The 26616-nt window shown below is 57.2% G+C and carries 27 protein-coding genes; 5 read left to right on the top strand and 22 right to left on the bottom strand.

What is annotated here, in order from left to right; all coding sequences use genetic code 11:
* Positions 1 to 10 precede the first annotated feature (10 nt).
* From modC to R2940_11415, 11 genes are all read right to left on the bottom strand, one after another.
* On the bottom strand, positions 11 to 1066 hold the full coding sequence (gene modC / locus R2940_11465; GenBank protein MEZ4600394.1) for a molybdenum ABC transporter ATP-binding protein: 1056 nt from the start codon (positions 1064 to 1066) through the stop codon (positions 11 to 13).
* Positions 1063 to 1752 carry a molybdate ABC transporter permease subunit gene (gene modB, locus R2940_11460; protein MEZ4600393.1) on the bottom strand — a complete coding sequence of 230 codons (690 nt, stop codon included), beginning with the start codon at positions 1750 to 1752 and terminating at the stop codon, positions 1063 to 1065. The genes modC and modB overlap by 4 nt, the downstream gene beginning before the upstream one ends.
* Before the next feature lie 99 nt (positions 1753 to 1851).
* Positions 1852 to 2748, bottom strand: coding sequence for a radical SAM protein (locus tag R2940_11455; GenBank protein MEZ4600392.1), 897 nt, complete (start codon positions 2746 to 2748; stop codon positions 1852 to 1854).
* Positions 2749 to 3177: 429 nt separating this feature from the next.
* On the bottom strand, positions 3178 to 3549 hold the full coding sequence (locus R2940_11450) for a NifB/NifX family molybdenum-iron cluster-binding protein (protein ID MEZ4600391.1): 372 nt from the start codon (positions 3547 to 3549) through the stop codon (positions 3178 to 3180).
* Positions 3550 to 3607: 58 nt separating this feature from the next.
* Complete coding sequence (fdxB, locus tag R2940_11445; GenBank protein MEZ4600390.1) at positions 3608 to 3871, bottom strand: ferredoxin III, nif-specific; 264 nt, start codon at positions 3869 to 3871, stop codon at positions 3608 to 3610.
* A gap of 38 nt (positions 3872 to 3909) precedes the next feature.
* The gene (gene nifX / locus R2940_11440) at positions 3910 to 4287 is read right to left on the bottom strand and encodes a nitrogen fixation protein NifX (protein ID MEZ4600389.1); all 378 of its coding nucleotides are present in this window, start codon (positions 4285 to 4287) and stop codon (positions 3910 to 3912) included.
* Between the two features lie 139 nt (positions 4288 to 4426).
* Positions 4427 to 5890 (bottom strand): nitrogenase molybdenum-iron protein subunit beta, encoded by a 1464-nt coding sequence (gene nifK, locus R2940_11435; GenBank protein MEZ4600388.1) that lies wholly within the window; start codon positions 5888 to 5890, stop codon positions 4427 to 4429.
* Positions 5891 to 5991: 101 nt separating this feature from the next.
* Positions 5992 to 7452, bottom strand: coding sequence for a nitrogenase molybdenum-iron protein alpha chain (gene nifD, locus R2940_11430; protein ID MEZ4600387.1), 1461 nt, complete (start codon positions 7450 to 7452; stop codon positions 5992 to 5994).
* 74 nt (positions 7453 to 7526) lie between these two features.
* A complete protein-coding gene (gene nifH / locus R2940_11425) occupies positions 7527 to 8402 on the bottom strand; it encodes a nitrogenase iron protein (protein MEZ4600386.1) in 876 nt (291 codons plus the stop codon).
* A gap of 543 nt (positions 8403 to 8945) precedes the next feature.
* Entirely contained in the window at positions 8946 to 9605 is a 660-nt protein-coding gene (locus tag R2940_11420; protein MEZ4600385.1) for a methyl-accepting chemotaxis protein, read from the bottom strand.
* Positions 9606 to 9694: 89 nt separating this feature from the next.
* A complete protein-coding gene (locus R2940_11415; GenBank protein ID MEZ4600384.1) occupies positions 9695 to 10492 on the bottom strand; it encodes a J domain-containing protein in 798 nt (265 codons plus the stop codon).
* 622 nt (positions 10493 to 11114) lie between these two features.
* Between R2940_11415 and R2940_11410 the strand changes: the two genes are divergently transcribed.
* Positions 11115 to 13247, top strand: a complete 2133-nt coding sequence (locus R2940_11410; GenBank protein ID MEZ4600383.1) for a methyl-accepting chemotaxis protein — start codon at positions 11115 to 11117, stop codon at positions 13245 to 13247.
* 190 nt (positions 13248 to 13437) lie between these two features.
* On the opposite strand, the gene R2940_11405 is transcribed toward R2940_11410, so the two are convergent.
* Positions 13438 to 14544: an MBL fold metallo-hydrolase gene (locus R2940_11405; GenBank protein ID MEZ4600382.1), complete on the bottom strand. Its 1107-nt coding sequence runs from the start codon at positions 14542 to 14544 to the stop codon at positions 13438 to 13440.
* Positions 14545 to 14579: 35 nt separating this feature from the next.
* The gene (locus R2940_11400) at positions 14580 to 15224 is read right to left on the bottom strand and encodes a carbonic anhydrase (protein MEZ4600381.1); all 645 of its coding nucleotides are present in this window, start codon (positions 15222 to 15224) and stop codon (positions 14580 to 14582) included.
* A gap of 323 nt (positions 15225 to 15547) precedes the next feature.
* Here R2940_11400 and R2940_11395 point away from each other — a divergent pair, with 323 nt between their 5' ends.
* Both R2940_11395 and R2940_11390 read left to right on the top strand, forming a co-directional pair.
* Positions 15548 to 16471 (top strand): ATP-binding cassette domain-containing protein, encoded by a 924-nt coding sequence (locus R2940_11395; protein ID MEZ4600380.1) that lies wholly within the window; start codon positions 15548 to 15550, stop codon positions 16469 to 16471.
* Positions 16472 to 16651: 180 nt separating this feature from the next.
* Positions 16652 to 17206 carry an HdeD family acid-resistance protein gene (locus R2940_11390; protein ID MEZ4600379.1) on the top strand — a complete coding sequence of 185 codons (555 nt, stop codon included), beginning with the start codon at positions 16652 to 16654 and terminating at the stop codon, positions 17204 to 17206.
* Positions 17207 to 17227: 21 nt separating this feature from the next.
* Here the strand turns inward: R2940_11390 and R2940_11385 are convergent, their stop codons facing one another.
* Positions 17228 to 18751: a phospholipase D family protein gene (locus R2940_11385; GenBank protein MEZ4600378.1), complete on the bottom strand. Its 1524-nt coding sequence runs from the start codon at positions 18749 to 18751 to the stop codon at positions 17228 to 17230.
* 330 nt (positions 18752 to 19081) lie between these two features.
* Between R2940_11385 and R2940_11380 the strand changes: the two genes are divergently transcribed.
* A complete protein-coding gene (locus R2940_11380) occupies positions 19082 to 19867 on the top strand; it encodes an ABC transporter permease (protein MEZ4600377.1) in 786 nt (261 codons plus the stop codon).
* Positions 19868 to 19920: 53 nt separating this feature from the next.
* Here R2940_11380 and draG read toward each other — a convergent pair whose 3' ends face one another.
* The 8 genes from draG to R2940_11340 form a co-directional block, all read right to left on the bottom strand.
* Positions 19921 to 20838, bottom strand: coding sequence for an ADP-ribosyl-[dinitrogen reductase] hydrolase (gene draG, locus R2940_11375; GenBank protein MEZ4600376.1), 918 nt, complete (start codon positions 20836 to 20838; stop codon positions 19921 to 19923).
* Positions 20831 to 21625, bottom strand: coding sequence for an NAD(+)--dinitrogen-reductase ADP-D-ribosyltransferase (locus R2940_11370; protein MEZ4600375.1), 795 nt, complete (start codon positions 21623 to 21625; stop codon positions 20831 to 20833). The genes draG and R2940_11370 overlap by 8 nt, the downstream gene beginning before the upstream one ends.
* Positions 21625 to 22197: a response regulator gene (locus R2940_11365; GenBank protein ID MEZ4600374.1), complete on the bottom strand. Its 573-nt coding sequence runs from the start codon at positions 22195 to 22197 to the stop codon at positions 21625 to 21627. The genes R2940_11370 and R2940_11365 overlap by 1 nt, the downstream gene beginning before the upstream one ends.
* 233 nt (positions 22198 to 22430) lie before the next feature.
* On the bottom strand, positions 22431 to 22556 hold the full coding sequence (locus R2940_11360; protein ID MEZ4600373.1) for a hypothetical protein: 126 nt from the start codon (positions 22554 to 22556) through the stop codon (positions 22431 to 22433).
* 2 nt (positions 22557 to 22558) lie between these two features.
* Positions 22559 to 23458 carry a group II intron reverse transcriptase/maturase gene (ltrA, locus tag R2940_11355; GenBank protein ID MEZ4600372.1) on the bottom strand — a complete coding sequence of 300 codons (900 nt, stop codon included), beginning with the start codon at positions 23456 to 23458 and terminating at the stop codon, positions 22559 to 22561.
* Positions 23407 to 23697, bottom strand: a complete 291-nt coding sequence (locus R2940_11350; protein MEZ4600371.1) for a hypothetical protein — start codon at positions 23695 to 23697, stop codon at positions 23407 to 23409. Before R2940_11350 ends, ltrA begins: the two co-directional genes overlap by 52 nt.
* Positions 23698 to 24533: 836 nt before the next feature.
* Positions 24534 to 24776 carry a hypothetical protein gene (locus tag R2940_11345; protein ID MEZ4600370.1) on the bottom strand — a complete coding sequence of 81 codons (243 nt, stop codon included), beginning with the start codon at positions 24774 to 24776 and terminating at the stop codon, positions 24534 to 24536.
* Positions 24776 to 25480: a reverse transcriptase domain-containing protein gene (locus R2940_11340; GenBank protein MEZ4600369.1), complete on the bottom strand. Its 705-nt coding sequence runs from the start codon at positions 25478 to 25480 to the stop codon at positions 24776 to 24778. The genes R2940_11345 and R2940_11340 overlap by 1 nt, the downstream gene beginning before the upstream one ends.
* An 812-nt stretch (positions 25481 to 26292) precedes the next feature.
* Here R2940_11340 and R2940_11335 point away from each other — a divergent pair.
* Complete coding sequence (locus R2940_11335; protein ID MEZ4600368.1) at positions 26293 to 26616, top strand: hypothetical protein; 324 nt, start codon at positions 26293 to 26295, stop codon at positions 26614 to 26616.

Genomic DNA, 26616 nt, shown 5'->3' with positions numbered 1-26616 from the left:
AGGGCCGATATCAGTACAGACGCCGGAAAGCATCCGCCTTGATGCAGGCGAAAACCTCGCTGCCGATGCCGAGCTCCCACTCGGACACGACTCTTTTCACCACCTGGGCAACCACGGATTCCCCACCCGTCTCCAACTCCAGCCCCACCCGATTCTCCATCTCGATGATGCCTTTCACCCGGCAGAGGAGCAGATTTCTCGCGCTGACCGATTCCGGATGCCGGCGGAACAGAACGATATCCTTGGAAGACAGGGTGAACAGGGATTCCCGGCCACTGCAGCCCTGGGTCAGCAGCAACTGGTTGCCGCCCCAGCGGTATCGAAAAAGTCCGTCCTCTTCCACCGGGTCGCACAATCGGAAAAAATTCTGATACCCCATGGGGCAATTCTGCATGCGCAAACGGGCCACGCTCTCCGCCGAAGTCTGGGAGACCACCCGACCGCTGTCCAGCACCACCACTTCATCAGTCATCATGCGCATTTCGTTCATGGAATGACTGATGTAAAGCAATGGGATTCGGAAACGGGTCACCACTTCGTTGAGATAAGGAATGACCTGGTACTTCAGGGCCTCGTCAAGTCCGTTCAGCGGCTCGTCCATCAAAAGCAGCCGGGGATGAGCCAGAACCGCCCTTCCCAGTGCGACCCGCTGCTTCTCGCCACCGGACAGGGAGGTCACACGCCGGTCGAGCAGACGATCGATGTCGAGGACCCGGAACAGGGCCTCGGGATCGATGTGGCGCTTTTGGGCGGGAATGCGGCGCAACCCGAAGAACAGGTTACGGCGGACATTCATGTGCGGAAAAAGATGGGCCTGCTGAAAAACAACCGCAATCCGCCGCTTTTCAGGAGGGACGGCGATCTTTTTCGAGGAATCGTACAGAACCTCGTCGTCGACCTGAATCCGGCCCCGGTCGGGAGTCATCATGCCTGCCAGCAGATTGACCAGGGTCGATTTGCCGCTCCCCGACCTGCCCAGCAGACCGATGCGCGGGGCACTGGTGCGAAAAGCCGCGTCAAAACGAAAAGTTCCGAAGGTTTTTTCCAGGGAAAGGTAAAGATTCACTGTTCCACCCTCCCGCCGAAACGCCTGGCAAGGGTTTCATTGAAGGCCAGGACGACAAAGGAGATGGAGACCGATATGAGGCACAGAGCGAGGGCCATCGCATCACCCCCGGGTGTGTTGGTGTAGTCGTAGATAGCCAGGGGGATGGTCTGAGTCACGCCGGGAATATTTCCGGCCAGAATAATGGTGGCGCCGAACTCCCCCAGGCTGCGGGCGAACATCAGGGAACCGCCGGCCAGAACGGAGCGCACCGACAGGGGGGCGATGATCGAGATCAGGACATCGTGCCACCGGGCTCCCAGGGTTCGGGAGGCCATGATCAACTGACGATCGATATCCTCCATGCCGATGCGGATCGCACGCACCAGAAGGGGGAACCCGACGACTATGGCAGCCAGAACCGCCGCCCACCAGGTAAACACGATCCGCACGCCGAATTCCTTCAGCAGGCCCCCTATCGGACCCCGCTCGCCGAACAGAAGCAGCAGGAGATAACCGACCACCACCGGAGGCAGCACCAGGGGCAGGTTGAGAACGACCTCGACCACGGTTTTTCCCCTGAAGTTATGAAACACCAGCAGGTAGGCGGCCATGAAACCCAGAGGCAAGGAGAGCAGAGTCGCCATAAAGGCCACCCGGGCCGAAAGCAGCACCGCCTGCAGGTCGCTGAAGTTCAATTCAAACATGAGAACATCCTCTGAGACCTGTCCAATACGTCCTATAAGCCCTATAGGTCCTATAGGTCCAATAGGACTTATAGGACCTATGGGACCAAAGGCTCAAACTTACCCTGCAAACCTCACCCCGCCTGCCTTTGCCACCGGAGCCTGCAGGGTGTTCAGGTCGATGTCCTGCCCGATCAGTCCGGCAGCGTCGGCCCGGCACTGTCCGCAATGGCGGGCCTGGGAAAGAATCGATTCGGCCTGGTTCCGCACCAGATCCATGACCAGATCGGAAGGACGATCACGATCCTTGAAGATCCCCTGGGGAATCAGCGGCAGGATGTTCATCATCGTCGCCCCAAGTTTGCGGGCGGCTACAGCCAGCGGCAGGGTTTCGTGGTCGTTGACTCCGGGAATATAGACCGAATTCACCTTGACCAGCATCCCGGCCGCCACCGCCGCCTCGATGCCCTGAAACTGTTTTTCCAGCAAAAGCTTCGCCGCATCCTCCCCTTTGAGACGGGCTCCCTGGTACTGCACCCACTGGTAGACCCTGGCTCCGGTTTCCGGTGTCAAAGCGTTGACCGTTACAGTAACGGAATGCACTCCAAGCTCCTTGAGCTCGTCTATCCGATCCGGCAGCAGCAGTCCGTTGGTCGACAGGCAGAGCATCAGTTGGGGAAACGCTTCCTTAACCAGTCTGAAGGTAGCGAAGGTGTTCTGGTTGGCAAGGGGATCGCCGGGGCCTGCGATGCCGACAACCCTCATATTGGGCCCGCCGAGGGGATGGGCCATAACCTGTCGCACCCTCTGCACGGCTTCGCCGGGAGTGAGAACCTTGCTGGTCACGCCAGGACGGTTTTCGTTGGCGCAATCAAAACGCCGCTCACAGAAGCCGCACTTGATGTTGCATCCCGGAGCGACCGCCAGGTGGATTCTGCCGGCTTTCTGGTGATTGTTGCCGCCAAAACAGGGGTGACCCGATTTATTGCCGGTTCCGGAACAGGATTTTGTGGACATGACTCTCTCCTTTCATGGTGGACCCGACGCATCTCGGTCCTGGAAAACAAAAAGCCCCAGGGAATCAGTCCCCTGGGGCCTCGTTGCCGTCATTCATCGAGCACTTCGTTGTGTCGGATGAACCTTGCTGGAAAGCTCGATTTTTTTTTAGGCGGCCAGATCCTTTTCCGCCCGAAAAAAAGCGGGCAGGAAGTTCCTTATGGGGCCCTTCCTGCCCAAAAGCAAGTCTGGGGGAAGGATCTACGGTCGCTTCGGACAAGGGAAATGTTTCTTGCTAAACAGTGAATCGGACAATTTCCCTTGCTCTTATCTGTAATTTATGCATTCAGCATGCCAAGTCTTAAACATCGAAAAAATGGGCAGGAAGCTCCCCCCATGGGACCTGTCCTGCCCAAGCCTGGGGCAATTCCACCTCCGAAAGGATTTTTTTTACGCACCGGCCGGACCGAGTGGCCCGTCAACACCTCCCCCGGAGATCAGGAGATAAGCTTTTCGCAGGGCCTGTTCGAGGGAGCCCTGTCCATTGACATGCAGAATGCCGGAGCGGGTCAGTGCCGCCCTGGGCACATCGCCGATCTGTTGGCTTACCACGACCCGGCACCCATCCAGAACCTTGGCGATGGCGGCGAAGCGGGTTTCATGAAAGGTATGATTAGGGTCGCTGGAACAGTATTTTTCCACCGTAATCACACTTTTGCGGCGGATTTCCTGTTCATCGACATCATAGATGGTGAAAGAATCGGCCTGGCCGAAATGGACATCGACCTCTTGCCCTGAGCGGGTTGCTACCGCGATTCTCATGATCTCCTCCCTGTCGGGGCGCCTTCAATGTGCCGGCGTCCCCAGGCTCGAAATGGGTCTAGATGGTCAACGGTTTGAAGGAAAAAGCTTTTTTGGGGCAGGTCACGCCGCAGGCTGCACAGCCGATACATTTACCTGGGTTGGCTATGTACATGAACATGCGGGCGGAATCTTCCTCATCAATTTCCTTGAAAGCCAGAACCTTCTTGGAACAAACCTTGTAGCAGCGTCCGCAACCGAGGCACTTTTCATCATCAATCGATTCTATGAAAGTCGGGGTCCAGTCGCTGCCGTCGCGGGTTTTTCCGGTGTAGTAAGCCATGATGCTATTCTCCTTTTCATTTGTCTCTGGTCTTGATGTCAACTGCCCGGCCGTTCCCCTTTGAGCATGGCCTTGCGCAGCCAGGGAGGGGGGTTGCCCTGCAGAACCTCCCGCAGTTTCTCCAGAACCTCCGGAATAGTTTCCGCACCCTTGCTCTTTATGGGATGAATTTTGTGGGCCACCAGCCTTGCTGCGGCGGGCCCACCGATCTGGGTGACATAGACGATGGCGCAATCGTGCAAGGCCCCGAGCCTGGCTTCGATCTTGTCCTCGGCATCGTCACCCGAAGGCTGGACCTGCACCAGGCCGGCAAACCTCGCCTGGTCCACCTGCACGTCCCAGATGGAGAACTTGTCAGCCCAGCCGAAGTGCTGATCGATATGATGATTGTCACTGCTTGCAAAAGCTACTTTCATCGCACATCCTTTCTCCACAGGCGGATTCACGACTGTCAACCGTCTCGTCACTGCCACGATGGTTCCTCCCCCGAGGCCGAGGCTCCGGTTCCTGGTCATGATCGGCGGGGGACAGCTCCCCCGCCGATCAAGCCATGAATCATCTCATCATTTCAAAATTCCGGTTTTCACAATTACGATCCACCTCGTCCAGGAAGGTGTTGGCAATGGACGACAGAAGGTTGATCGCCCCCTGGTAGCCGATAAAAGGCAGACGATGCAGGTTGACCCGGTCCATGATCGGGAATCCGACCCGAATCAGTGGTATGCCGGTATCCCGGGAGATGAATTTCCCATGGGTGTCTCCTAGAAGGGCATCGACCGGGTCTGTCGCCACGATACTGCGCAGATGCCACAGGTCTTTGTTCATCCAGATCTGGCACCCTTTGCCGTAGGGCGATTTGTCCAGCAGAGCCTGCAGGTATTTGCCAACCCTCTTGTTTCCGCGGCTGCAGACAATGTGATAGGGCTTTGCCCCCATCTCCAGCAGGAAGCTGATCATGCCGGCCAGAAAATCCGGATCGCCGTAGATGGCGAACTTCTTGTTGTGCAGGTACTGGTGGGCATCGGTCATGGCGTCCACTGCCCTCCCCCTTTCGGCCTTGAGGGCGGCAGGTACCTCCTTGCCGAACAGTTCAGCGAGTTTTACCAGGAAGGCGTCGGTATTGGCGATGCCGATGGGGTAAGGCAACTCCTCGACCGGTGAGTCGGTCTGCTCCTTGAGCCATTTGAGTGTCTCGCCGGTGGCATGTTTCTGCATGGACAGGGTTGCATGGGCATTCAACACATCGGCTGCTTCCTCCAGCGGCGTGCCTCCCGGGTAAGGCCTGTAGGTTCCGTCCAGAGGCGAATCGAAGGATTCCGAGATATCTGCCAGAATCGTGACAGGAATTCCAAATGCTTCGCAGATCCTTCTGTACTCCCGGTAGTTTCCGGTATTCGCGTCGAAACCGGGGATGAGGTTGAGTTTGCCGTTGTCCTTCCCCTCGACCTTTTTGCCTTCGCTGAGGTAGGCGAGGATCGACTTCAGCATCGCATCGTAGCCATTGATGTGGGTGCCGTTGAAGCTCGGCGTATTGGCATAAGGAACCGGAAAATCCTGCGGGATGTGACCGCCCTTGCGCGCGTTGATGATGAAGGCGGTCAAGTCGTCGCCGATGATCTCCGGCATGCAGGAGGTGAAGATGGCGATCATTTTCGGGTGATAGAGCTTGTAGGCGTTTTCAAGGCCTTCGAAAAGATTGTTCTGGCCGCCGAACACCGCCCCGTCCTCGGTCATGGCGCTGGATACGGCGGGAGCCGGCTCGCGGAAGTGACGGTTGAGGCTGCTGCGGTAATAGGATGCACAGCCCTGAGACCCGTGGACGAAAGGCAGGGTGCCTTCGAAACCGTGGGCGACCAGTTGCGCCCCGAGGGGCTGGCAGGTGTGAGCCGGGTTGATGACCACCGCCTCGCGGGCGAGGTTCTTTTCGCGATATTCTTCACTGTTGATCCATTCCTTGACCCGAGCCACCTCTTCCGGTGTGATTTCGGTCACTTTTTTAACTGTGCAGGTTTTGCTCATGGCGTACTCCTGTCTTATGCAAAGTGAGGTAGTGAGTAGTGGGTTGCGAGAGACGGGTGAGTGGGCAACTCACTATCTCCCTAACTCGCTCCAAGCAACGTCTAGAACGGCGCCTTGATCAGGCCCCAGGTCGGGCTGTTGATCGCCATGTCGATATCCCGGGCGAAGATCGGGAAGCCGTCATAGGCGTGGTAGGGCCCAGAGTAATCCCAGCTGTGCATCTGGCGAAAAGGAACGCCGGCCTTCTGGAAGACATACTTCTCCTTGATCCCGCTGGCGACCAGATCGGGGCGTAAGGCTTCGACCCATTTTTCCAGCTCAATTTCCGACGCGTCGTCGAAAATCAGGGTGCCCTTGGGCATCTCCTCGTAGGTCCGGTCGTAATCGTCGTTGTGAGCAAACTCGTATCCGGAAGCAACAACCTCCATGCCCAGATCTTCGTAGGCGCCGATGGTGTGCCGGGGACGCAGGCCGCCGACGAACAGCAGCACTCTTTTGCCTTCCAGGCGCGGGCGGTACTCGTCGATGACCGCCTGCATCATCGGCTGGTATTTGGCGATGACCTTCTCGGCATTGTCCTGGATCTTCTGATCGAACCGGGCGGCGATGGCCCGAATGCTGGCAGCGATCTTGGTCGGACCGAAGAAGTTGAACTCCATCCAGGGGATGCCCCATTTCTCCTCGAGCACCTTGGCCATGTAGTTCATCGACCGGTAGCAGTGGATCAGGTTCAGTTTCACCTGGTGGGAGGCGGCGATGTGCTCGATCTGACCGTCGCCAGTCCAGATGGCCTTGACGTTCAGTCCCATCTCCTCCAAAACTTTCTTGGAAGCCCAGGCGTCGCCGCCGATGTTGTAGTCGCCGATCAGAGCGATGTCGTAGTCGGTGGCCGGTTCGGCGAACTCCCGGGTGCCGATGATGTAGTCGCGGATGGTGTCGTTTGAGATGTGATGACCCAGGGACTGGCTGACGCCGCGGAAACCTTCGCAGTTACAGGGCACCACCGGAATGTCCAGCTCCTCGGAGGACTGCTTGGCCACGGCGTTGATGTCGTCGCCGATCAGGCCGACGGGACACTCGGACAGCACCGAGATCCCCTTGGCCAGCGGGAAGAGTTCCCGCACTTCGCGGCAGATGACCTCCAGCTTCTTGTCGCCGCCGTAGACGACGTCCTTTTCCTGAAAATCGGACGTAAACTGCATCGCGCTGAAGACGTCCACACCCATGTCACCCTCAACCAGGTTGCGGCGCGTGCCCCAGCTGTACCAGCCGCAGCCGACGGGGCCGTGGGAGATGTGGACCATGTCGCGGATCGGTCCCCAGACCACCCCTTTGGCACCGGCATAGGCACAGCCACGGGCGCTCATGACTCCGGGAACGGTCTTGCGGTTGGACCTGACGCTGCAGCCTTCGACGCCGGGATCGTTGGCCGCCATATGGGGCGCGCGCTTCTGGCGGGCCTTTTCGGGATAAAGGTCGAGGGTTTTCTCGATCAGCTCTTCCGTTTTTTCTTTTTCAATGCCTTCAAGGGGAGCCTTGTTGGCTTCCGGGTTCTTTTCCATGAGATGCTCCTGTGTCAATGGCTGTAAGGGGATGGCGGCCCGCGTCGGGCCGCCCGTCCCGATGATGCTTTTGATCAAGCCGATTCGGCCTTGCCGATTACGCTTTCGTCGTCTTCCTCGATGATGCCGAATTCCAGCAGCAGGTCTTCCAGCTCGTCCATGGTCAGGGGAGTGGGAACAACCAGCATTTTGTTTTCATCGATCTTGCGGGCCAGTTCGCGGTATTCGTTGGCCTGGGGATGATCGGGCGAGTATTCGATGACGGTCATGCGTCGCAGTTCCGCCCTCTGCACCTGGTTGTCGCGGGGCACGAAATGGATCATCTGGGTTCCGAGCTTCTTGGCCAGGGCCTCGATCAGATCGGCTTCGCGGTCCGTGTTACGGGAGTTGCAGATCAGGCCGCCGAGCCGTACGCTGCCCGAAGAGGCGTACTTGACGATCCCTTTGCAAATGTTGTTGGCGGCATACATGGCCATCATTTCGCCGGAGACGACGATGTAGATCTCCTGGGCCTTGTTCTCCCGGATCGGCATGGCGAACCCGCCGCAGACGACGTCGCCGAGAACGTCGTAGAAGACGAAATCGAGATCATCGGTATAGGCGCCCTCCTCCTCGAGGAAGTTGATGGCGGTGATGACGCCGCGGCCGGCACAGCCGACACCGGGTTCGGGACCGCCGGACTCGACGCAGCGGACGCCGCCGAAACCGGTCTTGAGCACGTCCTCAAGTTCCAGGTCCTCAACCGTGCCGAGTTCCCTGACCTTGTCCATAACCGTTTCCTGCGCCTTGGCATGCAGCATCAGACGGGTGGAGTCGGCTTTGGGGTCGCAACCGACGATCATCACCTTCTTGCCCAGGGACGCCAGACCAGCGACGGTATTCTGGGTGGTGGTCGATTTGCCGATGCCGCCTTTGCCGTAGATAGCGAGTTGTCTGATTTTCTTGGCCATGATGAAACTCCTTTTTTTGCAGCGTTTGAATTTTGGCAGGCCTTCCGGTTCCTGAACCCGGGCTTCTGGGTTAAACTCGGCTCCGGCCTGTCGCCTGTTTAAATCTTGGTCGAATAAAAAAACCCCACCCGGACCGTCCGGATGGGGCGCCTTTACCCCTTGGCAAGCCACCGTGGCTTTGCCGCTTTCATATCGTCGGAAAAAACAAAAAACCCAGCGGGAGCATCTGTCCCGGTGGGCTTCATTGCCTGAATGTCGGGGCCACTTCGTCGTGTCCCGCATTTGCCCTCTTAGGATTGCAGGTCACGTGCCAAAATCTGAAAAAACCTACAAATCACTGTTTTTATTATATTTTTTCTTAAAAAGAAGCAGATCTGAAGGGTTCCTTCGCTGATTTTTTATGCAAAAAAAAGCGGCAGACTGAGTGCCGGAACATAAAAAAAACGGGCAGGAGCTTTCTCCTGCCCGCTCGGGCCCGTTCTGCATTGCAATGGCGCTTCCCGCCCCTCCTTGCCGAAAGCACCAACGATATACCGATTGGAATCAATGCAGCTTTTCCAGCAAATCCTCAAGGTTCCGCGACATCTGAATATTGTTGTTGTTCACCGATTCGATCCCCTCGACAAGCACCTTGGCTTCGCTGGCGGTCCCCTTCACCGCATCCGCCACCACCGAAAAGCTGCGCCCTTTTTCTCCGGCCCGGGCGGCCTCGATGGCGGCATTGATCGCCAGCATCTCCAGGTTGACCGCCACCTGGGTGATCCCGGACAGGGCTTTCTTCACCGTTTTGGTACTCCGGGAGATTTCTTCACCGATGGTGGTCATCTCGGAGAAAACCGCCTGATTGGTTTTGCGGCGGTTTTCGGCCAAGACGTTGTAGAACATCAGGGAAGCTTTGCTGCTGACCAGTTCGGTGCCAGGCTGCAGGTTTTCCTTGATCAATTCATAAACCTTTTCCGATCCGGTGGCCTCGATGATGAAATCGGTTCGGTGTCCCTTGACGGCGGCCACCAAATCAGTCTGAGTGGAGACGCCGCGCGCCTTGGCTTCGACCATGCCGATGGCCTGGGTATCACGATCGACCAGATAAACCACCTTGACCATTTCACTTCCGGCAAACACCTTGAGCATCTCGAGACCGCCGCGCCCTCCGCCGACGATCCCCAGAGTCAATACCTTCGACCTATCTTCTATCGTGCTCATAGCTCTCCTCCGCCACATATTTCGTTCCACGGGCGGATGGTTTGCATAAGTCGTTCCAATATTTGTCCTGACATCGGAAAGGCCTGTCCCTATCTGGGGAAGCCGCGGCGAAAACGTTCAAGGGCTGCTCTGCTGTTGTGGTTTTTCTGCTCCTGAACGAGTCGCTCAATCTCTTCAGCCAGAAGAATCTCCTTTTCGACAAAATACTGTCCAAGCTTTTTCTGCCGGGAGCGCTGAAAGAACAGGAGAGTGTTGAGCTGGCGGTCGGTCAGATACTTCAGACGAAGAGCTTTCTGGCCGAAGCGCCCCATGATCCCCCTGTGGCAGAGTATGGCCTTTACATCCTTTTCCGTCAGCCATCCCCAGCGTTGGGCGATATCGCCGAGGTTGGGTCTTTGACGCCGCTGCCAGATAAGGGCGTCGATCAACTGCCGGTAAGTAATAATCCCTTGATAATAAAGGAAAAGCCCGATTTCCAGTTGACGCGAAGGCAAGCTCTCGGAGGAAAAGGAACTGGAATAGGATCCTTTGGGCGGGTCATTCCGGGGCGAGCTGTGGCCTGGGTTTTCTGCCGGCCGGGGTGCGCGTGATTCACGAACCTGGTCGGTGGACGCTACCCAAAGTCCGCTTTCCCGTTGTTTGAAGAAGCCGGAAACGGTTTCGTATGCGGCCAGAAGGTCCTGGAAAAGTTTTGTCTGCTCCTGCTGCTGCCCAATGTCGCGGCCGCCGAAGGAATCGGGGTGGGTCTCCTTGACTTTCTGTCTGTAAGCCGACTTGACCCCGCTGGGCTGGAGATAGGCAAGGAACTCCCGGGAAAGGGTAATATCCGGTCCGAAAATGGTTCGGCAGGCCTTGATTATTTCATCTTCAGAAATAAGAGCGGACAAACGAGCTCTCCTTGAGCTGGACGGACTATCCGGCTTTCCCTGCCCAGCCCAGCCTGCTTGGGTCAGGCTTTTTGGTTGTTAATACCCTGTTCCCCCATTCTTTGTCAATGGTGGATGAAGGTTGGCGAGGATCCCCTTCCGGCCGTTACCGTCCTGTCAAATTTCCGTTGCAAGTCAGATTTTCGGCCATGAATTTTTTTCCAGGCACAAAAAAATGTCTTTTCTAAAAGGCCCGGACAGGGGAAAAAGTGAGACATGCTACACAAATGAGGCGATGACGGCGGGGCATGCCACACTTCGGAAACGTCTGACTTATTCTCTCTGCCACCGGTCGAGCCTCTTGCAAGGCCATTCCCGGAGGGATGCCCGCAAAGGTAATTGGGCGGCCGGGTGACTGCATCAGGCACAGCAGCGGAAAACGAGGCTGCTTCTTTACTCATGGAGATCATTGGGCACGCCTTTTGCTGACATGATGATTAAAAGTCACGCAACCAAATATATATCGGGCACAAACCCCGGACCCAAATAGCCAGCCGATACTCCAGGACTTATGGTCGGCGTCAGCTTTCAGGTTTGTTACTCTTTGTCATTCTCTGCCCGTGTAATCAAAAAGGAGTGCGCAGTGAAAAACCTTAAAATCAGCTACAAGATTTTCCTCCTGAGCGGAAGCATGCTGGTGATCTTCACCCTTGTCATGTCCTGGATGTATTTTTCCGCCAAAACGAATGTCATGGATGGGCGGCGTCAGGAACTGCGACATCTGGTAGAGTCGGCCTGGGGCGTACTGGATCACTACGCCCAGCAGGCCGCCCAAGGCCTTCTTTCCGAGGAAGAGGCCCAGGAAAGAGCCAAGGAAGCGGTTAAAGCCCTTCGCTTCGGGGAAGACAACTATTTCTGGATCAACGACATGCAGCCGCGCATGATCATGCACCCGACCCAGGAAAACCTTGTCGGCCAGGATCTTTCCCAGACGAAGGACTCCCACGACAAGGCGATGTTTCTCGAAATGGTCGACCTGTGCCGCAAAGAAGGTCAGGGGTTCGTCGACTATGCCTTCCCGAAACCGGGCAGTGAAAAACCGGTCGACAAAATCAGTTATGTCAAAAAAATGGACCGGTGGAACTGGGTCGTCGGTGCAGGCCATTATATCGACGACCTTCAAAAAACCCTTAACCGGATTCTTTTCGGCACCCTGACCGTACTGTTCATTCTGATCGCAGGTGCTGTTGCCGTGACTCTGATGGTTTCCCGCCAGATATCGGTGCCTCTCAAAAAAGCCGTAGAAGCCATGGAAAAACTGGGCAACGGCAACTTCGATGTCATTCTCGGGCAGAATCGTGAGGATGAAATCGGGCGCATTTCCTGCGCCTTCGACAAGGCCGTCGAAAACCTCCGGGAGATTTTCGTCGCGGTCAGAAGCATGGGTGTCAAGATCGCATCGAATTCCGTGCGTCTGATCAAGCAGGTTGATGTGTCGGCCAGCCACGCCCGCGAGCAGAGCGAAATCTCCAACGATATTTTTGCCAGCAGCAAGGAGGCGACCGCCGCCCACGGCGAAATCTCCAACAACACTCAGAAGATCTGCGCCTCCACCAGCAGCAATCTGGACAAGGCCAAGTCCTCCTTCAAGGAACTGATGGACGTCAACGGCCACATGAACAGCATGGCCGACAAGATTGAGGGGTACACCCGCACCATCAACCAGATGGATGCCGAATCCCAGGAAATCAAGAAGATCGTCACCCTGATCAAGTCGATCGCCACCCAGACCTCGCTGCTGTCACTGAATGCCGCCATCGAAGCGGCCCGGGCGGGTCAGGCGGGCAAAGGGTTTGCCATCGTGGCCGACGAAGTCAAGAAGCTGGCCGAAGAGGTGAACATCGCCAGCGAAAACATCGCCGAAAAGATCAACGCGATGCTCGGCCACATCGAAACCTCCATCGGCGAGTCGAAGGAGGTGGCCAAGTATGCCCAGGTGACCAAGACCGCGGTGGCCAAGTCCTGTGACAATTTCAAGGACATGATCGTCGAATTCGAAAGAAATGACGACCAGTTGCAGGGGATCACCGCTTCGGTGGAAGAACTTTCGGCAGCCAACGATGAAATCCACGGCAAGGTCACCACCATCAACGAAGTCAGCCAGGAGGTGGCCCAGTTGATGGAGGAAGCCAAAAACCTCTCCGAGGACCTGTATGAAATCACCGAGACCCTGCTCGGCAACAACTCCCGGTTCAAGACCGGCCGAGGCTATGGCGAGGTGGTCGTCACCAACGGCATGGATCTGCGCCGCAAGGTTCGCGACATGATCGAGGAAATGAACAGCCGAGGGGTCAATGTTTTCGACCAGAACTACCAGCCGATCCCCGGAACGAATCCTCAAAAATACAGGACCGCCTACGATGAAACCCTGGCCACCAGGATCCAGCCCCTGCTCGACGGTCTGCTGAATGAAACCAAGGGTTGCAGCTTCGTACTCTGCGTCGACGCCAACGGCTATGCGCCCACCCACAACAGCATCTACTCCCGCCCGTTGACCGGCGATTACGAAACTGACCGGACCAACAGCCGCGACAAGCGGATGTTTGACGACAAAGCCGGGCTCAAGTCGGCCAGAAATACCAAGCCGGTGCTGCTCCACAGCTATCTCCGCGATACCGGTGAAGTCCTGTCGGAGTTCGCCCTGCCGATCAAAGTCGCCGGAAAACATTGGGGAGCTATCCGTATCGGCATCGCCCCCGAAATGATCATGGACTGATCTCATTCCCAGAAATGAAAGAAGAGAGGCCGCCCGCCGTTTCCAGCGCGGGCGGTTTTTTTTTTGGACCTCAAACCTCAGCGAGGCAAATTGGTCTGTTAATCTTTCACGCCAATGCGCCATATCGCCTGGCCCGCAAGGCTTTCCCTGACGTCCTGGTGCCTTTGCGCCCTGGCGTCAGGGATTTTCCTTAGGAGTCGACTCTAAAATAAGGTTCCGGGCACCGTACCTCGGATGGGAACAGGGGCCGCGACAGGAGATGCTCCGGCAATTTCAGGAGGGTCGTGCCTTGGGGCGGGGACAGTTCCCGGTAAAGCTGATCAGTACGGCCATTGTAGGTCTTGGAAAGGTGCATCGGCAGGAAACAGGAGGGGCGCAGGCGGTCGAGAAGCAGATTGAAATCCTCGGTGCACAGATGAAAGGAGTTGCGGGCCTTGTCCAGATCCTCGCGCAGAAAGGCGCATTCGGCAATCAGCAGCGATGTTTTCTGCAGAAAACTTTCCATGCGGGCGAGGTTGCTTCCGGTGAAGCCGACATCGGTGATATAGCCGAGACTGGCGGAGGGGCGTACCCTGCGAATCCGGCGATACAGTTCGGCCGCATCGACCAGCTTTTCGACCTTGCCGTCTCCGTCCCGGCAGGGTACGCGCAGAGGAGACTTTTCGGCAAACCTTCGGTAAAAACGCCTTTTCAATTCCGCCAGCCAGGGTCCGCAAACCAGACCGGCCGCTTCCAGAGCGGATTCGTCGATGGAGAAGGAGGGTCGCTCACGGCAGCGGAACATTAACACGGGGATCTTGTGATCTGCCAGGCGGGCCTCGACCCGCAGATAATCGTTCTGATAGATAACCGCATCGCCACGCTCAAGCTCCCCTTCGAGATTCCGGGCAAACCCCTCAGGGCCGGAAAACACCCAGAGGACAATCCGGTCCTCCCAGACTTCATGAACACGGAGACTGCACCAGAAGTGCTCGGCAAGATTCCAGTCGTACCCGCCCAGTTTGTACTGCAGCTTGTCCGCAAGGCCGGGAGGCCCGAACAGATCAAAGGTTCGGGGCGAGACCAGCACATGGCGGATAAAGGTGTCGATCCCCATGAAATGATCCATGTGGGCATGGCTGATGAAAATGGCATCAATCTGCTTCAGCACCCGTTTGGCCAAGTGATGGATCTGCCCGCAATCGAAAAGAAGATTCCGCCCCAAGGGTCTGATCCGGATCAGCAGCACCGGATCGTCGAGCAGGCCGGCGAAAAAGGTGGGTTCCAGGTAACGAAACAGATGGTCAGGTTTGCGCACCGTTCCCCCTGCAAATGAAAAGGGAGGGAGATGATTCAGGCCTTGGGCCGCTGGACCAGGGAGCGGAAGGCACCGCTGCCTGCATCATAGCTGAGCAATTCGCCCCTTGCCATATCGAAATACCAGCCGTGCAGGAAAAGATCTCCCTGCTCAGCCCGCTGCTGCACCCAGGGAAAGGTCAGCAGATTGTCGAGCGACAACAGAATGGCAGCCTGTTCGCAGGCCCGCTGACGCTGCTCTGCGGATTTTCCGGACAACCTCTCGAGCACCTCGTCCCTAGCCGGAGCGGCGATTCCCACCCAACTGCCGATAAATTCTCCCGGGCCGTCCTTGGGACCTTTCATCAGGCTGTCGATACCACCGCATTGGGAATGTCCCAGAACGATGATATGGGTCACCCGCAGGTTGCGCACGGCATATTCAAGGGCGGCGCTGACCCCGTGATAACCGGCGTCCGGTTCATAGGGAGGCACCAGGTTGGCCACATTGCGCACGACGAACAGGTCCCCGGGCGCCGAATCCATGAGAATGGCCGGATCGACCCGGGAATCGCTGCAGCCGATCACCAGGGTGCTCGGCTGCTGGCCTTCCTTGAGCTGATCGTAGAGTTCGGTGTCCCCACGAAAATAGTTCTCCTGAAAACGCCGGAACCCGGCGATAAGTCTGGCAATGTCTTCCATTTCTGTCTCCTGCAGGTGTATTTCAGTCCCGCTTTCGAAGCGAATCTACCGAAGCGGGACACGAATGTGGAATATTGCCATGCTTCTTTCCGGAAACAAAACAAAATTTCGACCCTAGAGGGATGGGCGGGATGTCGGATACAATCTCTCATCTGTGTTGTTGCCTTTCATCCTGAATATCCTGGATATCCCTGTTCATTCTGATTTTGCAGGGACCTTGAGGCAGCTCCGGCCGGTATCTGTTGCCGGTCCCGTATCTTGGCAAGAGACTGCAGGGATGGTAATCTGGCTACCAGACGAATACTGGCTGATGGAGACAACACGTGAGCGAAACGGTCATCGAGGCGCAGAACCTGCGCAAAAATTTCAGCGCCTTTACCGCCGTGGACGGGATTTCCTTTGCAGTCTCCAAGGGGGAATGCTTCGGCCTGCTGGGACCCAACGGCGCCGGCAAAACCAGCACCGTCCGCATGCTGTACGGATACAGTCCAGCCAGCGACGGCACGCTTCGCGTTTTCGGTCTGGAGCTGAGAGAAAACCGGAGAACCCTGCAGCAGCGGGTCGGAGTCTGCCAACAGGAAGACAACCTCGATCCGGACCTGGACGTGCGCGAAAACCTCCTGACTTTCGCCCGTTATTTCAATCTCCCTCGCCCCCTGGCTCAGAAGAACGCCGAACGGCTGCTGCAATTTTTCGCCCTGGGTCACAAGGCCACGGCCAACGTCCGGGAACTTTCCGGAGGCATGAAGCGGCGACTGATGCTGGCCCGGGCCCTGATCAATGAACCCGACCTGCTGATCCTCGACGAACCCACCACCGGCCTCGACCCCCAGTCCAGACATCAGGTCTGGCAGTGCCTGGAGGAGCTGAAATTCGGCGGGTTGACCCTGCTGCTCACCACCCATTACATGGAAGAAGCAAGCCGTCTCTGCGACCGGCTGGTCATTATGGATCACGGCCGGATTCTGGTGGAGGGCCCTCCCGGCGAACTCATTCGCAGGCATGTCGGCCGGGACATCATCGAGATCGCCCCTCCCGATGACGAAATTCGCCAATTGCTCGAACAGCGGCGGCAGCCCTTCGAAGATTTGGGCCGCCGACTGGTGATTCCCATCCGCAATGACGGCAGTGATGAAGGGTTGTTCTCTCTGCTGATGGACGCATTTCCCGGGCGACGCTGCACCATCCGGCCCGCCACCCTCGAAGACGTTTTTCTCCATCTGACGGGACGCGAACTCCGGGAATGACAGCGGTATCTGAAGAGTGCCTCCCGTTGGCCGGTACCCAGCGGCGGCCTTGTGCCGTCCCTTTCTCTTCCTCCCCCTCTTGACACGACCGTTTCCACTGGTAAACAAAACTGTAAAGTCAGAAAAAATTCGAAAAATTAATGAGTTACCTTTCGCACATCCAGGCAAAGGAGCTTGACAATGAATATGGAAAACTGGATGGAAAAGGCCCACCGTAATGCCGGTTGGCTGGTTGCCCTGGGAATTTTGCAGATCCTGCTGGGGGTGGTGGCGGTTGGCTCTCCCCTGGCGGGCGGCCTGGTCGTCACCATGGTGCTCGGGGTGAGTTTGATCATCTCCGGCATCGCCAGGCTTTTCGCCGCTTTCGCCGCAGACTCCTTCGGGGCGGGAACGCTCGCCTTCGTGTGGGGGCTCCTCGTGGCCTCCACCGGATTCTATATCTTCACGAACCCCGGTCTCGGCCTCGCGACCCTCACACTGGCCATCTCACTGATGCTCTTCGTCAGCGGCCTGGCCGAAAGTGTGGTCGCCTTCCATGTCAAGCCCCAGAGCGGCTGGGGCTGGATCTTGTTCGGGGGGCTCGTCTCGGTGATCCTCGCGATTATGGTATGGCTCAGGTTTCCGATCTCGGGGATCTGGCTGGTGGGCACCCTGGTCGGCATCCACCTTCTGGTCACCGGAATCGAGACTGTTATGATAGGCAGCGCCGTCCGCAGGCGAACCGCGACTGTTTAGTCCTGTTCGTCAAACCCACTCTCAGAGCTGCTCCTCCACCGGCAGCATCTCGATGAACCCGGCCGTGAAGCGCTGCCAGAAGGTCGTCTCCGGTTCCTTGTCATAAAGAACCGGCATTCCATCGTTATCCGTTGTCCAGACGGGACTTCCGTCCTCGTCGAGACTCACCCGATAGCTGTTCACCGGGCGTATCCCTTCATCCAGATAAGCAATGGTCTGCCGGGCGAGTTCGGGGCTATCGACGTAGATCGCCGCCTCGGTATTCAAACTCAGGGAGCGGGGATCGAGGTTGAAACTGCCGATGTACAGGGCTTGCCGATCGATAACCATGGCCTTGGTGTGCAGGGCCGCCTTGGAACGGCCGGGGAGCAGACTCTGCTCGATCTCCCCCGCGTCCGGGCGCAACTCATAAATTTCCACCCCTGCCTTCAATAGCTTTACCCGCCGTTTCGCGTATCCGGCGTGGGCGGCGATCACATCGTTGGACGCCAGCGAGTTGGTCAGCACCCGAATCCGGAGCCCTCTCTCTATCATCTCCTGGGCAAGTTCGACCCCCCGGTCCAACACCACCAAATAGGCCGATTCGATCAGCACCTCCTCCTGTGCCTGTTGGAACTTTGCGGCGATATCCCTGACGATGCCGCCCTGCGCCCCGTTTGCAACCTCGTCCGGATTGTTCCAGACGATTCGCCCGGGCGCCCAGACAAATCTTTCCCTGATGGCTCTGAGTTCCGACTTCAAACGTGCGACATTCTGATCCAGGGGGTAGGGATAAACATCATCGGCGATCTTCCGGCGCAGTCTTTCCGCGACATCCTGCAGATCGGCCGGCGACGGGGTATGATCCACCAGGGCGGTAATCGGCATTGACCAGTTCGCATTCCAGAAGTAGTCGAAAACAGCCGAAACATCCCGCACCACCGGTCCGGCCGCCGCCAGATCGAGATCCCTGAAATTGGCCTCCGTATCAACGTCGAAATAATGGTTGCCGATGTTGCGGCCGCCCACAATGGCTACGGCATTGTCCGCGATGATGGCCTTGTTGTGCATCCGGTGATTGATTCGGCGAAGATCCGAAAGAAAGTCCAAAATACGCGCGTTGCGATTGGCGAAGGGATTGAAAAGGCGGATCTCTATGCCGGGATGGGCATCGAGGGCGGCAATCCCTGCGTCCCGGCCGGACTGGTTCATGTCATCCAACAGAATCCGGACCCTGACCCCCCTGTCCGCGGCTCGCAGAAGCCGTTCCATCAGTATCCGGCCGGTGGCATCCGGTTCCCAGATGTAGTACTGCAGATCCAGACTTTTCTGCGCCAGTTCGGTCATGGCGATACGGCTGGTAAAGGCATGTTTTCCGCTGCGGATAAGGGCAAACCCCGACTTGCCCGGATGCTCCCCTTCCGCTTCCGCGAAGAATTGTCCCAGATCGGTTGCCAGGTAATTTGAAAAGGCGGTCGAATCCGTACGGAGATAATCCTTTGGCAGAGTCGCACAGGCTGCGATCATCACCGACAGGCAAAGGACCATGCCGAATCGAATAAACATTGAAATTGGTCTGCCAAACCCTGGCTTGAAAATACTTTTCAATAATCGATGCATGCTTCCGGTAATCACTTTTCGAAACAATGTCCTGCCATTTTTTTATTCTTCACTGGAATGAACCCATTCTAGCAGGAAACGGGGCCCGGGAAAAACATTGCCGTCAATTTCCGGCCAGAGCTTTCCTTTCTGGTCAACTTCACCAAATCGGGCTCACCTGCAGGTGAATGCAAACCTGGAGAAGCCTGGCGCAGCATCTTGGCAGTCCTCGAACAGCATGCTAATCTGGGAGCGTCACGGGGTGCGGAAAAGATTGATACCGGAAGGGAGCGGAACGTGAATCTTCAAGCGGGCATCAGCCGGCGCTGGCTGCGGGTCTGGCAGCGCAACCTGGGGGTCTATCGCAGGACCTGGCGGATCAGTTTTCTTCCGCCGCTGCTGGAGCCGCTGCTCTATCTGGCCGCCTTCGGGCTCGGTCTGAGCCGCATGGTAGGCGATTTCAGCTATCAGGGCAGGGACATCGCCTACCTGCCTTTCATCGCTCCGGCCCTGCTGGCCATCACCATGATGTACAACGCCTTTTTCGAAACCAGCTATGCATCCTTCGTGCGCATGTATTATCAGAAAACCTTTGACGCAATGCTGGCTACTCCCCTGACCCTGGAAGAGGTCATCACCGGGGAAATCGCCTGGGCCGCCACCAAAGCGGTCATCGCCGCCACACTCATGCAGCTGGTGATCAGCGCCTTCGGCCTGGTTCCCTACCCCGCCGGCCTGCTGCTGTTGCCCCTGGCTGCTTTGGGCGGCCTGGCCTTCGCCGCCGCCGGCATGGTCTTCACCAGTCTGGTGCCCAACATTGAAACCTTCAATCTGCCGATCTTTCTCTTCATCACCCCGATGTTCCTGTTCAGCGGCACCTTTTTCCCTTTACAGAATCTGCCGGAATGGGCCCGGTGGCTGGCCCTGATCTTCCCCCTCACCCACCTGACCGCACTGGCTCGCGCATGCACCCTGGGCCAGCTCGAGCAGGGTTTGCTCTGGAGCCTGGCATACCTGGCAGCCTTCTTCGCCATCTGCTATTTACTGGCACTGCGGGGAATGAGAAAAAGGCTGATCAAATAGAAATCGTGGCTCGTGGCTCGTGAATTGTTGTCCACTCAGTCCACGCCGTCCATTCAGTCCATCATCCCACCCAGAGGCGACATCTCCACCAGGCTTTCCGCCAGCTCCTCGATCTCCTGCCTGACGGCCGGATCGAGCTTCTTGAGCCATTTTTTCGGCAGTGCCTCCAGCCCGTAAAAGGCCCCGGCGATCATCCCGGCAATGGCGCCGGTAGTATCCGCATCGCCCCCCTGGTTGACCACTCCGATAAGACATTCATCGAATTGGGCTGTGCCGAAAAAATAGTGGAAAACCGTCTGCATGGTTTCCACCACATAAGCTGAAGCGCCACCCCGATACCGATTAAACTGAAATTTGGGAAATTCGGCGATCAGCTCCCGCACCACGGCATGCAACGCTGGCCGGTCTGCGCCTAGAATGGCCAGCTGTGCCAGGCGCCCTACGATCACGCTGGCGGCGTCAGAAAGGGCGTTGTTGTGGGTGAGCCTGGCCTGCTCGACGGCCAGCTTTTCCAGCAATATCTCGTCGCCAAGGGTGAACAGGGCCACCGGAGCCATGCGCATGGCAGCGCCGTTGCCGGCATCCCAGTCGCTGTAAGGCCGCCCGATTTCCCCCTTGACGATGTAGCGGCTGATGCTGCGCCGGCAAGTGGCGCCCACATCCACCGGCTTGCTTTTCAGCCAGCCGGCAAAATGATCCATCACCACCGAGGCGTCCCATCCGCCGGTTTGTGCGATGGACCGGGCGATGCACAAGCTCATCTGGGTGTCGTCGGTGATCTGGCCCGGTTTCAGATTCAACCAGCCGCCACCGATGATTTTGTTGTGGACCTTGTACTTGAATTGAATCTCCCCAGGCAGCAGAAACTCGGTCGTCGCTCCCAGAGCATCACCGAGAGCCAGACCGAGAAAGGATGCCCTGGCCCGCTGCAGAATCTCCTCTTTTTTAAGACGAGGTTCAATTTCAGCCACCGGTGAGCACCTCGACTTCGTATTCCCCACCGACCACCATATACTCCTCTTCCCCCTGCATCGGCACCGTCGGCAGCAGGCCGCTGAAAAAAAAGACTTTGGCCAGAGGCACATCCGTTCTGAGAACCCGACTGCCGAATTCCCAGGCCCGTTCGAAATCGCCGGTAAAGGAGTTGAGATTGTTGAGCCGCATCAGACATCGATGCTTGTCGTACTCCTCGAGTATGACGTGCTCCTCAAAGCTGTAGATTCCGCGATAGAGGGTAAAATGAGTCAAATTGGGGTAGCGGCGTTTCAGTTCGTATTGGGCGAATTCATAGAGCAGGTCGAGCTGCTGCAGGATGGCGCTGGTCCGTGCCGACCCTTTCATCCGGTCGATCTGATAGCGGAAATATCCTTCCGAATGGTGGTCCTGAATAGGTGTGGCATGATAGGTGGGATGCAACCCGAAGCGACTTTCCACCCACCCCTTGAGGACTGCTCCTTCACGTCCGTTGGAGTCGAACATCCACCCCCGGAGAAAACGCAGATAGCTGTTTTTCAGACTCTTTCGCCCCCCGACCGTTGTCTGGGCCTGCCACTGGTGGAGCTGAAAGGTCACATCCATGAAATCATTGAAAATGGCCGCTCTTTTTTCGGCAGCATCTGATTGGTCGAGCCGCTCGAACAGCAACCGATTGGCCTGACGGACCCCCTGAATCTCCAGGGGCTGGGGATGCCGATTGTAGTGGCGGGAAGCAATCGCCCAAGGAGGCAGATTGCACAGGTTGAGAGCTGCCGTCGACATCAGCCGCCCAGTTCTTCCGCTAGCAGGATGGCCTCGGCTACTTCCCGCAGACTTTTGCGTTTGTTCATGGCCAGTTTCTGGATCTTGCGATAAGCCTCCTCTTCAGAAAGCCCGCCTTTCATCAACACACCCTTGGCCTTCTCAATCACCTTGCGGGCCTCAAGGGTCTCCTTGAGCTTGTCCACTTCCTCACGAAGGGAGGATTCAAACACAAAATGATGGATGGCCAGGTCGACTGCTGGATAAAACTGTTCTTCACGGAAGGGTTTCACCACATAATTCATCACCCCGGCCAGGCGGGCCCGTTCAACGGTGCGAGCATCTGTTTTTCCCGTCAGCAGAACGATTGGCGTTGGCGCTTTTTTGCTGATTATTTCAGCAGCTGTCAGTCCGTCCATGATCGGCATGCCGACATCCATAACGATCAGCAAGGGCTTGTGGACCAGGGCAAGATCGACCGCCTGCTGGCCGTTTTCTGCCTCTACGATATCAGTGAATCCATATCTGATCAGCGCTTCCGCCACTTGCCGGCGGTTTTCCGCCTTGTCATCGACAACCAGTGCTTTTTTCACGGGAAAAACCTCCAGGCGCTTCCCTCGGGTGGACGTTAAGGGGCGAGTACTGATGTCGGTATCTGCATAATCAATGCCGCCCCTGAATTTGATGGCCTGGAACTTTTGTTTGTTTGTTTCGATCAGGAAGTGATCGAATCGAGTAGGGTGAGGCGAACTGATCAGGTTCGCCTCATCCCTCTCACAGAACCGTGCGTACGGGCCTCGTACACGGCTCCTGTCTTTTCTTTCTCTCAGTAGTCCTGAGGCAGGTATCCGGTTTGTACCGAAGCCATCTCAAAAAGACCCAATTCCCTTAAATAGCTGTTGGGAATGGCGTAGTTAGCCAGATTGCTGGCGGCATTGCACCAAGAGTTCATCTTTATTGCCTTGAACTCCCCTGATAGCCAAGCTGTCTCAATCTGCGGTGCAGCCTTTGGGGCTTTTTCCACTGTCTCAACTGCTTGGCTCGCAGGCGCCTTCTGATCCACTGCATCAGCGCTCCAAACTCTTTGCGGCAGTTGGCCACTCGGAAGTAGTTGGCAAACCCGCGTATCACCGGATTCAGGTCGGCAATGACCTTGGCCAGGTTGACTGGCGAGTTGCGCTGGGTGATTTTCTTCACCTTGTCCTTGAACTCGCGCACCTTCTCTCGCTTGATCCGGGTGTACTTGGTGTGGATCGTGACGCCAAGATAGCTGACGCCCTCGAAGCTGGAGACGATGCGACTTTTTTGTTCATTGACGGTAAGGCGAAGCTCCCTTTCCAGGTATTCTCTTGCCACCTTGAGGGCATGGTGTGCCGCGCTTTTCGAGCGGGTGAGGATCAGAATATCGTCCGCATAGCGGACGATTCGATACCCCCGACTCTTCATGAACTGGTCGAAAGCATCGAGGTAGACGTTGGCGATGAAGGGGCTGATGACCCCGCCTTGGGGACTGCCTTCTTCGCTCGCCTGCCACCCTTCCATGGTCATCACCCCACTTTGCAGAAACATCCGCAGCAGCCCCAGAATACTGCCATCGGCGATCTTCCGGCGAAAGCTCCGAAGGATGAGATCATGGTCCAGGGTGTCAAAGCACCGCGAAAGGTCCATGTCCGCCACCCACTTGAACTCATACCGCCGGATGAACAGGCTGGCCTTGGCGATCGCCTGGTGTGGGCTTCGCCCGGGCCGATAGCCGTAGCTCGATGGATGAAATTCCGGATCGAATAGCGGCTGCAGAATGTTCAGCAAGGCTTGCTGGACAACCCGGTCGCGAACCGCGGGAATGCCGAGCAACCGCTTCCTCCACCGGCTTTGGGGATTTCGACCCGCTTGACCGGTAAGGGGCGGTAGCTCTTCTGCCGCAGTTCGCGTACAAGCAGGGCGATCTCTTCGGGCAGATGCGCGGCAAAATCCTCCACGGACTGCCCGTCGATGCCGGGCTTGCCCTTGTTGGATTTGACCTTGGCATATGCCTGAAGCAGTCCCTTCTCATGCACCATGCGGTCATAGAGACTGTAGTATTTCTTCGCCATGCTTGTTCCTGCGTCTCCTTGCCCTGCCCCTTCCGCCGTGCCTCGCGCTCTTGGCCGGAAGACCGTCGCCTTTTATCCCTCATGGGCAATCTACGACAGCGTATCCCGGTTACTTCGCTGGACGACCATTACCGGCAGACCCCTGTCACGGGCTACCGCCGTTAGCGTGTCCCACCCCGTCGGGCGGCTTGTGTCCGGCGTGACGTGAAAATGCAGTTTCCGAAGACCTTCGAGTAGACGTCATCCCTTCGCATTCCGCTCATGGCTTTTGGCACATGGCGGCCCCCGCCGACCAAGCAGCGGATCATCCCGGTTTTACCCTCCAGTCTGTTACCAGCTTTCACAGGCCGGGACTTCATCACTACTACGGAATCTTCTGCCACCTCGCACCGCATCGCTTGGCCTTGAGTCTCCTCTTGTGCCGCCCTTTTCCGGAAATCGACCGCCGATTTTCGGAACGATACGAGGCTTCCCCAGTTACTACGAGTTCCCTGTGAGCTACGCCATCCTCAACCACGCCACGGGTCTGACCAGGTATCGGGCTTCGCGCTATTTAAGACGCTTGCCCACCCGCAGCGCCGAATCAGGTTCGCTTGCGCTATGTGCAGATCACTTCCTATCGCTTCCTTCAGACCCTGCCGTTGCCAGCAACGCCCTTGCGATTCGGATTGTCTTCCCCCTGGTCGGGGTGACGCCTGTTTCTTTCAACAGGCCGGGTTTGCCCGCTTCGCTGGGCAAACATCGAGTAGGGTGAGGCGAACTGATCAGGTTCGCCTCATCCCTCTCACAGAACCGTGCGTACGGGCCTCGTACACGGCTCCTGTCTTTTCTTTCTCTCAGTAGTCCTGAGGCAGGTATCCGGTTTGTACCGAAGCCATCTCAAAAAGACCCAATTCCCTTAAATAGCTGTTGGGAATGGCGTAGTTAGCCAGATTGCTGGCGGCATTGCACCAAGAGTTCATCTTTATTGCCTTGAACTCCCCCTGATAGCCAAGCTGTCTCAATCTGCGGTGCAGCCTTTGGGGCTTTTTCCACTGTCTCAACTGCTTGGCTCGCAGGCGCCTTCTGATCCACTGCATCAGCGCTCCAAACTCTTTGCGGCAGTTGGCCACTCGAAGTAGTTGGCAAACCCGCGTATCACCGGATTCAGGTCGGCAATGACCTTGGCCAGGTTGACTGGCGAGTTGCGCTGGGTGATTTTCTTCACCTTGTCCTTGAACTCGCGCACCTTCTCTCGCTTGATCCGGGTGTACTTGGTGTGGATCGTGACGCCAAGATAGCTGACGCCCTCGAAGCTGGAGACGATGCGACTTTTTTGTTCATTGACGGTAAGGCGAAGCTCCCTTTCCAGGTATTCTCTTGCCACCTTGAGGGCATGGTGTGCCGCGCTTTTCGAGCGGGTGAGGATCAGAATATCGTCCGCATAGCGGACGATTCGATACCCCCGACTCTTCATGAACTGGTCGAAGGCATCGAGGTAGACGTTGGCGATGAAGGGGCTGATGACCCCGCCTTGGGGACTGCCTTCTTCGCTCGCCTGCCACCCTTCCGTGGTCATCACCCCACTTTGCAGAAACATCCGCAGCAACCCCAGAATACTGCCATCGGCGATCTTCCGGCGAAAGCTCCGAAGGATGAGATCATGGTCCAGGGTGTCAAAGCACCGCGATAGGTCCATGTCCGCCACCCACTTGAACTCATACCGCCGGATGAACAGGCTGGCCTTGGCGATCGCCTGGTGTGGGCTTCGCCCGGGCCGATAGCCGTAGCTCGCCGGATGGATGAAATTCCGGATCGAATAGCGGCTGCAGAATGTTCAGCAAGGCTTGCTGACAACCCGGTCGCGAACCGCGGGAATGCCGAGCAACCGCTTCCTCCACCGGCTTTGGGGATTTCGACCCGCTTGACCGGTAAGGGGCGGTAGCTCTTCTGCCGCAGTTCGCGTACAAGCAGGGCGATCTCTTCGGGCAGATGCGCGGCAAAATCCTCCACGGACTGCCCGTCGATGCCGGGCTTGCCCTTGTTGGATTTGACCTTGGCATATGCCTGAAGCAGTCCTTCTCATGCACCATGCGGTCATAGAGACTGTAGTATTTCTTCGCCATGCTTGTTCCTGCGTCTCCTTGCCCTGCCCCTTCCGCCGTGCCTCGCGCTCTTGGCCGGAAGACCGTCGCCTTTTATCCCTCATGGGCAATCTACGACAGCGTATCCCGGTTACTTCGCTGGACGACCATTACCGGCAGACCGTCACGGGCTACCGCCGTTAGCGTGTCCCACCCCGTCGGGCGGCTTGTGTCCGGCGTGACGTGAAAATGCAGTTTCCGAAGACCTTCGAGTAGACGTCATCCCTTCGCATTCCGCTCATGGCTTTTGGCACATGGCGGCCCCCGCCGACCAAGCAGCGGATCATCCCGGTTTTACCCTCCAGTCTGTTACCAGCTTTCACAGGCCGGGACTTCATCACTACTACGGAATCTTCTGCCACCTCGCACCGCATCGCTTGGCCTTGAGTCTCCTCTTGTGCCGCCCTTTTCCGGAAATCGACCGCCGATTTTCGGAACGATACGAGGCTTCCCCAGTTACTACGAGTTCCCTGTGAGCTACGCCATCCTCAACCACGCCACGGGTCTGACCAGGTATCGGGCTTCGCGCTATTTAAGACGCTTGCCCACCCGCAGCGCCGAATCAGGTTCGCTTGCGCTATGTGCAGATCACTTCCTATCGCTTCCTTCAGACCCTGCCGTTGCCAGCAACGCCCTTGCGATTCGGATTGTCTTCCCCCTGGTCGGGGTGACGCCTGTTTCTTTCAACAGGCCGGGTTTGCCCGCTTCGCTGGGCAAACTAAAAAAGGCCCTCCCGTTTTTAGGGAGGGCCTTGAAAAAGGACTTCAGGGACAGCAGGGACGGCAAGGACGTGTAA

The organism is Syntrophotaleaceae bacterium (assembly GCA_041390365.1).
GTDB lineage: Bacteria > Desulfobacterota > Desulfuromonadia > Desulfuromonadales > Syntrophotaleaceae > JAWKQB01.
The sequence above is the reverse complement of the archived record's forward strand: the minus strand, read 5'-3'. Positions and strand labels throughout refer to the sequence as shown.

What these genes read in the sequence shown, in the direction of transcription:
- nifK (MEZ4600388.1), bottom strand. Translation starts at nt 5,890, where the DNA reads ATGAGCAAAACCTGCACAGTTAAAAAAGTGACCGAAATCACACCGGAA.
- R2940_11455 (MEZ4600392.1), bottom strand. Translation starts at nt 2,748, where the DNA reads ATGTCCACAAAATCCTGTTCCGGAACCGGCAATAAATCGGGTCACCCC.
- R2940_11420 (MEZ4600385.1), bottom strand. Translation starts at nt 9,605, where the DNA reads ATGAGCACGATAGAAGATAGGTCGAAGGTATTGACTCTGGGGATCGTC.
- R2940_11390 (MEZ4600379.1), top strand. Translation starts at nt 16,652, where the DNA reads ATGAATATGGAAAACTGGATGGAAAAGGCCCACCGTAATGCCGGTTGG.
- fdxB (MEZ4600390.1), bottom strand. Translation starts at nt 3,871, where the DNA reads ATGGCTTACTACACCGGAAAAACCCGCGACGGCAGCGACTGGACCCCG.
- R2940_11450 (MEZ4600391.1), bottom strand. Translation starts at nt 3,549, where the DNA reads ATGAGAATCGCGGTAGCAACCCGCTCAGGGCAAGAGGTCGATGTCCAT.
- nifH (MEZ4600386.1), bottom strand. Translation starts at nt 8,402, where the DNA reads ATGGCCAAGAAAATCAGACAACTCGCTATCTACGGCAAAGGCGGCATC.
- modB (MEZ4600393.1), bottom strand. Translation starts at nt 1,752, where the DNA reads ATGTTTGAATTGAACTTCAGCGACCTGCAGGCGGTGCTGCTTTCGGCC.
- R2940_11350 (MEZ4600371.1), bottom strand. Translation starts at nt 23,697, where the DNA reads ATGGCGAAGAAATACTACAGTCTCTATGACCGCATGGTGCATGAGAAG.
- R2940_11370 (MEZ4600375.1), bottom strand. Translation starts at nt 21,625, where the DNA reads ATGTCGACGGCAGCTCTCAACCTGTGCAATCTGCCTCCTTGGGCGATT.
- R2940_11400 (MEZ4600381.1), bottom strand. Translation starts at nt 15,224, where the DNA reads ATGGAAGACATTGCCAGACTTATCGCCGGGTTCCGGCGTTTTCAGGAG.
- nifD (MEZ4600387.1), bottom strand. Translation starts at nt 7,452, where the DNA reads ATGGAAAAGAACCCGGAAGCCAACAAGGCTCCCCTTGAAGGCATTGAA.
- nifX (MEZ4600389.1), bottom strand. Translation starts at nt 4,287, where the DNA reads ATGAAAGTAGCTTTTGCAAGCAGTGACAATCATCATATCGATCAGCAC.
- R2940_11385 (MEZ4600378.1), bottom strand. Translation starts at nt 18,751, where the DNA reads ATGTTTATTCGATTCGGCATGGTCCTTTGCCTGTCGGTGATGATCGCA.
- R2940_11360 (MEZ4600373.1), bottom strand. Translation starts at nt 22,556, where the DNA reads ATGAACTCTTGGTGCAATGCCGCCAGCAATCTGGCTAACTACGCCATT.
- R2940_11345 (MEZ4600370.1), bottom strand. Translation starts at nt 24,776, where the DNA reads ATGCAGTGGATCAGAAGGCGCCTGCGAGCCAAGCAGTTGAGACAGTGG.